This window comes from Streptomyces sp. NPDC090994, assembly GCF_044768905.1.
Classification (GTDB): domain Bacteria; phylum Actinomycetota; class Actinomycetes; order Streptomycetales; family Streptomycetaceae; genus Streptomyces.
In genome coordinates this window covers 1-10,294 of sequence record NZ_JBIVWS010000047.1, presented here as the reverse complement: position 1 = coordinate 10,294, position 10,294 = coordinate 1, and the positions used below count along the sequence as shown (strand labels likewise).

Below are 10,294 nucleotides of genomic sequence, written 5' to 3'. Positions count from 1 at the left end.
GTGCGGTGCAGTCCTAGACAGCTCCACCACACCGGAGGTCTTCGCCATGATCAAGCCCCGTCGGCGTTAACAACGCTCGTGATCAATACAGCTAGCGCCGGTGATTGTGGCGTGGCGAAGTGCCGGGGTCCGCGGGAGCAGGGACGCGCATGTCGGTGAGGAATTGCTCGACACTGCGGTGCATCTCCAGATGCTGTGCCGCCCTGGTGATGGCTTCGGATGCGCGCCACAGGTTGCCTCGTGCGTCGGCGTGGGCGAGGACCAGGCGGCCTTCGTAGGCTTTGCCTCCTGGGGCGTCGGGGTGTGCGGTGGCCGCGGCCGTGATGCTGGCGGTCTCGGTGAACAGGCGCACAGCGTTGTACGTGTGCGTCACGGCGGTGGCCAGTTCAGCCCTGGCTTTGCCGAGGTATTCCGAGGAGTCACTGCCGGTTCGGGAGGCGAAGTCGGCGGCCAGCAGTGTGGTGCGTGCTGCCAGGGCCCGGGAGGCGATGACCTGCTGCTGGAGCTGGTCAACCGGGAGAGGAGAGGGTACCTGCCCGGCGCTGTCCAGCAGTTCAAGCTGGAGACCGGCCGTGTACAGCTCGGAAGCCATCTGCTGCAACCGCTGGGGCATGGTCACTTCGGGAGGTTGAGGCATCTGTAACCCTGCGCTTTTGTTGTCATGTTCACGGCTTCAGTGCATGCGAGAGTCGGTGTCGAACAGCGCCAGTTCCTGGGGGTGAAGGAGGTGCTGGACGATGAAGGACCGGCCGGCGACCTTCCACAGGCCGCGTCCGCGGTTGAGGTGGGCGATGGCGTCGGTCTCCACCGTGGTGAGACCGAGCAGGGCGGTGGCGGCGTGCAGCTGGTCGGTTTCCTGCCGGTAGATGATGCGGGTGGAGCAGTCGGCGAGGAGGCCCTCGGCCAGGGCGCGGCCCTGTGAGCCGGCGTCGCCGGCGGTGAGCAGGTCGGACAGGCGGTGGATGACCATGAGGTTGGCGATGCCCAGGCCGCGGGAGAGTTTCCACTGGGCCTGCATGCGCTGGAGCAGGCCGGGGTGGCGCATCAGGCGCCATGCCTCGTCGTAGACGATCCAGCGCCGGCCGCCGCCGGGGTCGGTGAGGGCGGATTCCATCCAGGCGGAGGCGCAGGTCATGGCGAGGACGAGGGCGGTGTCGTCGCCGGAGCCGCCGAGCCGGGACAGGTCGATGGTGAGCATCGGCGCGCTCGGGTCGAAGGCGACGGTGGAGGGGGAGTCGAACATGCCGGCCAGGTCGCCGTGGACAAGGCGGCGTACGGCGTGGGCGAGGTCGCGGGCGGCTTCGCCGAGCCGCCCGGACATCATCCCGGCGGCCTGGTCCAGGGCGGCGGGGTCGTTCAGGGCGGCGGCGATGTCCCCGAGCAGCGGGGTCCGTCCCGTGTCGGCGGCGCGGGTGACGACGAGGTCGAGGGCGACGTCCAGCGCGGTGTGCTCCATGGGCAGCAGGTCCCGGCCGAGGACGGTGCGGGCCAGCGACCCGAGCAGCAGCAGGCGTCGTTTGCGGATCTCGCCGCTCCAGTCGGCTTCGGCGACGGAGGCGGGCTGCGGGGCGCCATCCAGGGGGTTCAGCCGGCCGGGCAGGCCGGGGCCGAGAGCGACGGAGGTGCCGCCGAGGGCTTGTGCCACGGGTGTCCATTCGCCTTTGGGGTCGCACGGCACGTAGACGCGGTAGCCGAAGGCGACCGACCGCAGCGCGAAGGACTTGGCGAGTGCGCTCTTGCCCTGGCCGATGACACCGGCCAGCAGCACGTTGGGGTTGGTGAAGCCCTCGACCTTGCCGTACAGGGCGAACGGGTCGAAGACGAAGGAGGCTTCGGCGTGGACGTCGCGGCCGATGTAGATGCCTTCTGCGCCGAGTCCGCCCTCGGCGAGGAACGGGTACGCTCCGGCGGCGATGGCGGTGGTCATGCGGTGCGCGGGCAGTTTCAGCCGGTTGCCGCGGGCGGAGGCGAGTCCTGGGCGCCCGCCGGCCGGGTAGAGCGGCGCGGGCATCGTCTGTTCGGCGGGGGCGGTGCCTCCGGTTGGGGCGGCTGCTTCGGCGCGGGCCTTGGCGGTGGCTTCGGCCAGCTGGCGCCGGGCGGCCTTGCGGCTGGCCCGGTCGGTGCCGTGCGGGGTGAACAGGGGGCTGGCGGAGGCGCGGCGGGCGCGGCGTGCGGGCCGGTGATTCATCGGGTGGCCCTCTTTCGGCGGGTGGTGCTCACCGGGCGCAGGCGGTGGTGTGCGAGCGGCTGAGGTCGGCGGGGGTGGTCTTGCGGCGGACGATGTGGCCGGCGGCCAGGTGGCGCTGGCAGATGGTGAGGACGGGTGGCCCCTCCGGCAGCCGGTCAGGGCGGCACACGGTGTCACCGGCCGCGGGCGGCAGGAGGTGAAAGGCCGCGTGGATTTCGGCGGTGGCCTGCCAGAGCTGGGTCTGCGCGGTGGCCAGGTGCCTGCCCGCGCCGGGGCGCGGGGGGCGGGTGGCCTCGGCGAGCTGGTCGAGGAGACGGTGCAGCTCGGTGAGATGAGCGTGGAGGACATCGAGGTGCGCGCGGTCTGCGGGCTCCGGCTGCGGCGGGTGCTTCAGCGCGCGGGTGTGGTGGCGGACACCGGCGGTCGCGGCCCGGAGATAGGGGTGCGCGTCACCGGAAGGCGGGGGAGAGAGCAAGGAGAGGAGCGTCCTTTCAGCCACCGGGGCGGTGGTGGCCGGGTCAGAGGGTGGTGCGGGCCAGAGGGAGCGCGGCGACGGGGAAGGCGGCGGGCTGCTGGAAGAACAGGCGGCGCAGGTCGACGCCGGTGGTGACGGCGGCCGTCTCGATCTGCGCGCAGGCAGCGTCCAGGAGCGCGTCGGTCTCGGCGCTGACGGTGACCAGGCCGGTCAGCGCGACGGCGGCGTGACCGGCGATGAGCTGCCGCTCACGCTGCTTGACGTCGGCGTACTCCACGGAGTCTTCCTCGTTGTCGACCTGGCCGCGGCGGGCGCGTTCGCTGGCGTCGGCGATGATCGCGGCCTTCTTGCGCTGCACATCGCGCAGTGCGGACTCCAGCGCCTGGGGCACGTAGATGAGGGAGAGGGTGCGGCGGACCCCGGCGGTGAACATCAGGCCGTGCAGGAATCCGGCACCCATCTCGGTGCGCGGCCAGTTCTCCACCCAGTACGTGGTGTGGCGGGCGGTGTCGGTGGCGAGCCGGTCGTACTCCTCGACCTGCACCACCGGTCCGGCCGCGGCGGGGGCCGCCTCGGCACGGCCGGCGGGGGACCACTGCTGCAGCGCGGCCAGGGCCTTGGGATCGTAGGCGGTACGGACGACCGCGGCGATCTCCTGGGCGGACAGCCAGCCGGTGACCATCAGTCCGGCGTTGCGGGCGGCCTGGGCGACGGAGGCGGTGGTCTGCTCCAGCACGGTGAACGCCCCGGGCAGCCCGCCACCAGCCTGGGAAATGAGCCGCTTGGCGGCCTTCATGTCCAGGGAGATGGCGAGGTAGGTCTCGTGCGGTGCGGCGGCCGGGCCGGCAGAGGCGACGAGTTCGGCATAAACCTGTCCGGCGACCGGGGTGCCGGGTTGGCCGTGCTGGGTCCAGTGGCGGGTGAGGGTGTCGCCGGAGTCGGGGACGGTGCGTTCCAGGACCTGCACGGTGGCGACGTGCCCGGTGCGGGCGATACCGGCCAGGGCCCGCCCCCAGGCAGCCACGTTGTGGTTCTGCGTTGCGGGGTCGAGGAGGGCGAAGGCCCGGGAAGTGACGCGGGCGACGGCGGTCAGGGTCTGCTGGTGCGGGTCATGGACGGCGGCGGCGCCGCCTGCGGAGTCGCCGGGGGTGACGACCTTCAGCGAGGCGGCGGCGCCGGGCAAGTGCAGGATGCCGTCCTGCCGGGGACGGGTGACCGGCCGGGCCAGCCACAGCGTCTGCCCGGTACGGCGGCGGAGTGCGTAGCGGACGACGACCGGAGCCCAGTCGATCAGGGACCGGCCGTTGCGGCGGACCGCGACCAGCGAGGCAACCGCCGCCCACAGCGGAGCAAGAAGGACGGCACCGAGCAGGCCGCTGGAGACGACGGTCACCAGCAGCAGGGCCAGTGCACCGGAAACGAGAAGGAGTTGGGGGAGGGTGAGGCCGAGGAGGATGCCCCGGCGGGACCGGTGCGGGAACTTCACCGTCACCGGAGCTATGGACAGTTCGGACAAGGAGATGGTCCTGGGGGCGCGGGGCCCGGGGCCGGGAGACGGTGTGCCTCCCGGCCCCAGGGGGTCGGGCAGGGGGTCAGAGGCCGGCCGGGGGAGGCGGCGAGGAGGCCGGACCGCTCGACGCGGCGGTGCTCGGCGGGCCAGCGGCCCGGGCACCTGGTGACGGGGCTGCGCCGTGCGGCGGCGGGGACGTGGTCGGCGGAGCGGACCGCCAACCAGCGCCCTGGCCGGGGCCGCCGGGGCCCGGGCTGCCGCCCATCTGGCCACTGGTGTCGTCGGTGACCTTCGTCGGCGGCGGCTGGACGGCCTGCTCCACTGCCGACCTGAAACCGCCGTCGGACGATTCGGCAGGGCGGGAGCCTGCCGCGCTGTCCTGGCCGCTGTCGGACGAGGCGGGGGCGATGTCGCCGGGAAATCCGTCCTGGCCGGGCACCGTGTCCGGGCCTTGCGGGGCGCCTCCGGCTCCGGCTGCCGCGGCACCGCCGGTGGCCGCCATCGCGGCGGCCTTCTTCCCGGCACGCTCGGCATGCTGCCGGGCGAGCTGGGCACCGGCGCCGCCGGCCCGGTGCAGCGTCTCCCCGTCGGAGGACTCGGCGGCCCAGTGCACGAACTTGAACGTCGCGTACGGGCAGAGCAGCACGAGCACCATGATCATGATGCCGGCGAGGACATCGGCGAGGGCGGCCAGTCCGTCTTCGGCTTCGGTCTTGCCCATCGCGGCGATCCCGAGGACGAAGATGATCGTCATCAGCAGCTTGGAGACCACGAGGGTGGCGGTGGCCTCGATCCAGCCCTTGCGCCAGCGCCGGGCGACGTCCCAGCCGCCGCCGGCCCCGGCGAACACCGCCAACGTGACCATGACGAGGATGCCGACCTTGCGGACCATCATCACGCACCAGTACAGGACCGCACCGAGTGCGGCGCCCAGGGAGGCTACGACGGCGACGAGCCACCCCAGGGTCGTGAGCGAGGGCAGCGCACTGACCTTGACGATGCGGCGGACCGCTGAGGCGACATCGGTGTTCGCCGCCTGGAACAAGCCGTCGGAGAGGGCATCGACGACCTCGATGGCGACCGTGGTGCAGGCGATCGCGGCGAACGCGAAGATGACGCCGGCCGCGGTGCCGGTGAACGCCTGGGTGAGCGACTGCCCGTCGCGCCGGATCGCGGCGCGCACGAGCTGGGCGCAGAACGTGCCCACCAGGACGATCAGGCCGATCGGCAGGATCGTCTCGTAGTTGTCGCGGAACCAGGCGGCGTTCAGATCCACGCTGGTGGTGGAGTCGACGGCCTTGGCCGCGAGGTCGGCGGCGGTCGCGGCGAGTTCACCGGCGCTCTTGGCCATCCAGTCACCGATCGCCTTGCCCGGATCGGAGACGAAGTCGACGGCCTCGCCGACGTCGCAGACCTTGTCCGCGAGCGGGAGGTCACAAAAACCCATGCGGAACTCTCCTTTCGGTCAGGGGGCGACGGTCGGGGCGATGGCCACGAGCGAGCAGTCGGCCGAGGGCCGGCACTGCACGGCGAGGGTGACCGAGCGCTCCTCCGCGCCCCCGCCGTCCTTGGCCCAGGCGATGGTCTGCTTGCCGGTGACGGTCACGGCATAGATGTAAGCCTTCGTGATCTCCGAAGGGTTCTCGGCGAGCGCCTGCTTGAACGCGGCCGGGTAATGCCCTTCGGACACGGTGGCGGTGGCGTGCTGCTTCTGGTCGGCCATCCGCGACCACAGGGTCGGGTCCGGCATCTGCGCCGACACCGACGCCCAGTCGCCGTACTCGTCCTCGTCGGTCATCCACGCCTGCATGCCGGCGAGCTGCTGGGCGTGGCTGGTGGTACGGGTGTCGTAGGTCCACAGCATCGCGGCGGCGGCCTTGGCGAAGGCGACCGGATCAGAGATGCGCGGCGGGCCTGCCACAACCCCGCCACCAGCGGCCGGCTCCTTGGAAGAGGAGGGGGAGGAGGCGGTGGTGGGCGATGCGGTGCTGGCCGTGGTGCTGTGCTGGTTGTCGCGGCCGACCAGGAGAGCGGTCACGGCGGCGAGGGCGAGCAGGCAGGCCAGGACGGCGGCGGCGAAGGTGATGCGTCGCCTGGGCGGCCAGCCGGCCCCGTACTCGGAGAGTCGTTTCAGCATTTAGTGGACCTGCGACCCCAGGCTGGAGAAGAAGGCGACGATGCCGTTGGCGGCGCCGAGACCGAGCGCGGCACCGGCGGCCACGGTGGCGCCCTTCTTGCCGTTGGCCTCGGCCTGGTGGCCACCGGTGTGGTGGCCCCACGCCCAGACAGCGAGGGAGACGGCGAGGGCGCCGACGACGGCGATGATGCCGAAGAGGTTGATGCTGTTGACGACGTTCTTCAGGACGGACAGGCCGGGCAGGCCGCCGCCCTTGGGGGAGATGCCCGGGTCGTAGGCGAGCTGGAGGAAACGGTCGGGGATGGGTGACACAGGTGGGTGGGGCTCCTTGCGTGCGCAGGCCGGCAAGACCCGGCCTGCGGGAAGGTGAGGAAGACAACGGGGGGATGCGCGAGTGGCACGGGAGGAGGCGCGGGTGTAGGTTCCGATTTGACTTGTCGTCTGAGGCCCGGTTGACCTGCGGGTTTGTCCCAGCAGGCGACAAGCCGACGACAAGATGGCCGGACAACGACATCTCGAATCTGAACCTACAGCGGGCGTTACAGGACGCGGCGGACAGCGAGGACGTCCCAGTCCTTCAGCGGTGTGATGCGGACCGGTTTTCCGGTGCGGGGGGCCTCGATGACCAGGCCCTCGCCGATGTACATGCCGACGTGCTCGGGGCTGGCGGCGCTGCCGCCGCTGAAGAGCAGGTCCCCGGGCTCAAGTGCCTTGAGTGAGACGGCCTTGCCCTCGCTGACTTGGGTGTAGGTGGTGCGGGTGAGGGTGATGCCGGCGTGTTTGTACGCCTGCTGCATCAGGGAGCTGCAGTCGCAGCGGCCCATCGGGTCGGGTCCGTGCGGGTTGGTGCAGCTGCCGCCCCACTGGTACATGGTGCCGAGCTGGTTCATCGCCCAGAGGATCGCGGTGCGGGCCTTCGGGTCGGTGCTGGCCGGGATCTCGTAGCCGTCCGGGACCGTGCCTTCGGGGATCGTTCCGAAGGACGAGCCGTCCTCCGTGACCGAGCAGCCGGACGAGGTGGCCGGTTCCTCGGTGTCCGTGCCGGTCGCGCTCGCTACGGTGGTGGGCAGGGTGGCGGCGATGGCCTTCTGCAGGGCGGTCGCCAGTGGTTCCCACTGGGCGTACGCGTCCGGGTAGGCCGAGCGCTGCACGGCCTGGGCGGCCTGGGTGACGGTCATCTGCTGCCAGCCACTGACCTTGAGCAACGCCGTGTAGAACTGCTCGCTGGCGTAGACAGGGTCGCGGATCTGGTCGGCGGTTCCCCAGCCCTGGCTGGGCCGCTGCTGGAACAGCCCCAGGGAGTCGCGGTCGCCGTAGGTGAGGTTGCGCAGCCGGCTTTCCTGAAGGGCGGTGGCCAGGGCGACGATCTGCCCGCGGCGGGGGACGTCGAGGCTGATGCCGGTGGCGACGATGGTCTGCGCGTGCGGGATCTGCTCACCGGGCAGGTCGAGGCCCTCGATTCGGATGTCGGAGGCGTCCGCGCCGTCGAGGAGCTTGGTGACCTGTGCGGTGATCGCGGCGGTGTCCACGTCCGAGAGGCAGTTCGTGGCGGCGGACTGGGCGGCTTGGCTGGAGGTCGCCATCATCATGGCGGTGCCGGCGAGGAGGAGCGGGGAGAGGACGACGACGCCGATGGCGGCGGCGAGCGCTTTCAACCGGTGCGGACCGCTCGCGGGTCACCGGTGTCGGGCAGGGACGGGTAATGAGACGTCATGCACGTGTCCTTCGGGATGTGGTTGACCGGCCGCCGCGTGTGCGAGGAGCGGGTGGAAGGGAGCGCGGCGGCCGGGGTGGCGACTGGGGGTTGCGCAGGCCGGCGGGCGAGTTGCCGCTCGCGTGCCGACCGTAAGGATCTAGGTGTGCCGGGGCAGGGGAGACCTCCGCAGGAGCAGGCAGAGGGAACCGGGCGGCGTTGGTGCGCCAGGCGGTCCAAAAACTGTAGAGGCGAATCGGCGGTTGACCAAAAAGTCGGCAGTGACGGGCCGGAATCCGGCCCGTCGATAGGGCGTTTCTTGGCCGTCGGCGGATTCGCGTCTACAGTTTTATGACTCTCCTCGTCATTCCCGGTCCGCGGCCGTGGGCTTCTGCATGCCCGCTTCAGGCTCTGCGCGGACTTACCGGAACGAGGGAGATCTCTCCGCACTCCCTACCCGAATCGGGGTTTCTCTTTGCCTTTTTCCCTGCACCAGGGCGACGCGCTCGCTGTTCTGTCCGGTCTGCCGGACGACTGCGTCGACTCGGTGATCACCGACCCGCCGTACAACTCAGGCGGACGGACCGCGAAGGAGCGCACCAGCCGCAGCGCGAAGCAGAAGTACACCTCCGCCGACGCCAAGAACACCCTGCCGGACTTCACCGGCGAGAATATGGACCAGCGCAGTTACGGGTTCTGGCTGACGCAGATCATGACCGAAGCCCACCGGCTGACCAAGGAGGGCGGGACCGCGTTGCTGTTCACCGACTGGCGCCAGCTCCCGATCACCACGGACGCGATCCAGGCGGCGGGATGGCTGTGGCGCGGCGTGCTGGCCTGGCACAAGCCGGCCGCCCGCCCCCAGAAGGGCCGCTTCACCCAGAACTGCGAGTTCATCATCTGGGGGTCCAAGGGCGCGATCGACGCGGCCCGCAACCCGGTCTACCTGCCCGGCCTCTACTCCGCCTCCCAGCCGTCCGGGTCGAAGCGGCAGCACATCACGCAAAAGCCCGTCGAGGTGATGCGCGAACTGGTCAAGATCTGCCCCGCCGGCGGCACGGTCCTCGACTTCTGCGCCGGCTCGGGCTCCACGGGCGTCGCCGCGCTCCTGGAGGGCCGCGACTTCATCGGCGTGGAGAAGACCGAGCAGTACGCGTCCGTGGCGGCCGACCGGCTCACCGAGACGATCCGACAGACCCTCACCCAGGACGACTTCGCTCTCGTCACCTGAACCCCGGGCACGGCCGCACCGGGCGGCAGGCCGTTCGGTGGCACACGTGTATGCCCTCTGCTCTCATCACGGCTCGTAGGAGGTCGTTCCTGTTATGTCTGACCCTGTAGAACCCCCGGCCGGGGGAGGGCTGGAACCGGTCCGCGTACCGGACGCCCATCTGGAGGGGATCGAGGCGAGCGTGCGGCGGTTGATGGAGCAGTCGGCACAGCAGGCCCAGCAACTCGACCACCTCGCCTCCGCCCCACCCTCTCCGGCCGCAGGCGGCGGGTCGCCGTTCGCCGCGTTCGGCATGCCCGGCTTCGGCATCCCGGCTCCGGCGGCACCGCCCGAGCCGCGGCCCATCCTGGAGCTGGAGGGCGAGGAGTACGAGGACGAACTCGACGCGCTGTCCGACTGGGTCGACGACTTCCTGCTCCCCGTCTACGGGGCCGAGGTCACCACGGCGGCGCCCTGGTGCCTGCGCTGGCAGGACCACGACGACGTCGTGGCCTGGCTCCATGCGCTGTGGCTGGCCTACCAGCAGCACAAGGATCCCGAAGCGGGATTGAGCGGCCTGTTCGTGTGGCACCGGGACTTCCTCACCCATGCCGTCGCGGCGATCCGCGCTCCCGGCGGCCCGCTGTCAGCCTGCATGACCTCCCCGGACCGGCCGGCACACCGCATCCTGCCCGGACCGCCCCGCTCGGTCCGCACGGAACGGGCAGCAGCGGACGCCGCCGAACCGTCCGGTACCGGTCAGACACCCGGGCCGGCGTCGTGAGCCAGGGGCAGCATCCGGCCTTCGGCCTGAGCTTCGATCCCCGTGCCCTGACCGACCTCCTCCAGGCCCCCGGCGACATCCGAGACCTCACCCTGTCCCGCCTGCAGGACGTGGTGAACGCCGAGCGCTTCGGAACCCGCCTCACCGGGGACCTGGAGGGCTACCGCAAGCTCATCGTGGACGCCCGCAGGGAGTGGCGCGTTGGCTGTGTCACTTTGTGAGGGAGTCATTTGGAGGCGGTTCCGGGAGTCGCTTCGTATGGCTCAGCAAGATCAATGTCAGTGAGTTTTGATGTCA

Annotated in this window: 10 protein-coding genes and 1 pseudogene; 3 read left to right on the top strand and 8 right to left on the bottom strand. The window is 71.0% G+C overall.

The features are described 5' to 3' along the window. Positions 1-91: 91 nt before the first annotated feature. The 8 genes from ACIQR3_RS38085 to ACIQR3_RS38050 all read right to left on the bottom strand — a co-directional run bounded on the left by ACIQR3_RS38085 (position 92) and on the right by ACIQR3_RS38050 (position 7,965). The gene (locus ACIQR3_RS38085; protein ID WP_403546158.1) at positions 92-619 is read right to left on the bottom strand and encodes a hypothetical protein; all 528 of its coding nucleotides are present in this window, start codon (positions 617-619) and stop codon (positions 92-94) included. 54 nt (positions 620-673) lie between these two features. Next, positions 674-2,188: an ATP-binding protein gene (locus ACIQR3_RS38080; protein WP_403546156.1), complete on the bottom strand. Its 1,515-nt coding sequence runs from the start codon at positions 2,186-2,188 to the stop codon at positions 674-676. 28 nt (positions 2,189-2,216) lie between these two features. After that, the gene (locus ACIQR3_RS38075) at positions 2,217-2,663 is read right to left on the bottom strand and encodes a DUF6238 family protein (RefSeq protein WP_403546154.1); all 447 of its coding nucleotides are present in this window, start codon (positions 2,661-2,663) and stop codon (positions 2,217-2,219) included. A gap of 43 nt (positions 2,664-2,706) precedes the next feature. Next, complete coding sequence (locus ACIQR3_RS38070) at positions 2,707-4,179, bottom strand: SCO6880 family protein (protein ID WP_403546152.1); 1,473 nt, start codon at positions 4,177-4,179, stop codon at positions 2,707-2,709. A 76-nt stretch (positions 4,180-4,255) separates the two neighbouring features. After that, positions 4,256-5,620, bottom strand: a complete 1,365-nt coding sequence (locus ACIQR3_RS38065) for an ATP-binding protein (protein ID WP_403546150.1) — start codon at positions 5,618-5,620, stop codon at positions 4,256-4,258. Between the two features lie 18 nt (positions 5,621-5,638). Further along, complete coding sequence (locus tag ACIQR3_RS38060) at positions 5,639-6,310, bottom strand: hypothetical protein (protein ID WP_403546149.1); 672 nt, start codon at positions 6,308-6,310, stop codon at positions 5,639-5,641. Continuing rightward, entirely contained in the window at positions 6,311-6,622 is a 312-nt protein-coding gene (locus ACIQR3_RS38055) for a DUF6112 family protein (RefSeq protein ID WP_403546147.1), read from the bottom strand. A gap of 227 nt (positions 6,623-6,849) precedes the next feature. Beyond that, a complete protein-coding gene (locus ACIQR3_RS38050) occupies positions 6,850-7,965 on the bottom strand; it encodes a C40 family peptidase (RefSeq protein ID WP_403546145.1) in 1,116 nt (371 codons plus the stop codon). 513 nt (positions 7,966-8,478) lie between these two features. Here ACIQR3_RS38050 and ACIQR3_RS38045 point away from each other — a divergent pair. From ACIQR3_RS38045 to ACIQR3_RS38035, 3 genes and pseudogenes are all read left to right on the top strand, one after another. Further along, entirely contained in the window at positions 8,479-9,234 is a 756-nt protein-coding gene (locus ACIQR3_RS38045) for a DNA-methyltransferase (protein ID WP_403546143.1), read from the top strand. Positions 9,235-9,427: 193 nt separating this feature from the next. Then, the gene (locus ACIQR3_RS38040; protein WP_403546160.1) at positions 9,428-9,997 is read left to right on the top strand and encodes a DUF4913 domain-containing protein; all 570 of its coding nucleotides are present in this window, start codon (positions 9,428-9,430) and stop codon (positions 9,995-9,997) included. Continuing rightward, a pseudogene (locus tag ACIQR3_RS38035) lies at positions 9,994-10,200 on the top strand (hypothetical protein); the annotation flags it as partial. The gene ACIQR3_RS38040 and the pseudogene ACIQR3_RS38035, both read left to right, overlap by 4 nt. Between the last annotated feature and the right edge of the window lie 94 nt (positions 10,201-10,294).